The 326-nt window shown below is 37.7% G+C and carries 1 pseudogene; it reads right to left on the minus strand.

Annotated features, from left to right (window positions below):
* A pseudogene (locus HC176_RS19790) lies at nucleotides 1-210 on the minus strand (DUF3078 domain-containing protein); the annotation flags it as partial.
* Nucleotides 211-326 lie beyond the last annotated feature (116 nt).

The following is a 326-nucleotide window of genomic DNA, read 5'->3' on the forward strand; positions in this document are numbered from 1 at the left end:
TAAGAGTGCAGAACAAGAATTGTTCCCCCCTGAATTCCAGTTGATAAAAGCCACCTCATTAAGACTTAAGCCTACCTTGTTCACCTGTTCCCAATAGTTGATCTTCTCGTTCATAACTTTAATAGTGTCTACAGCTGTGGTATCAACCACTTTTGCGAAACCAGTAAGGCTAAAAAGAAATAAGAGGAGGCTTAGGGTAAACTTATGCATCAGGTAATTTATATTTTTTCAGAAGGTTGTACAGGCAACTTCTAATACTGTCAACGTCAATTTTTGCTATTTCTTGTAATTCTTCCACTTTTCCGTGGTCAATAAATTGGTCGGGT

It is taken from the genome of Tamlana crocina, from assembly GCF_012037625.1.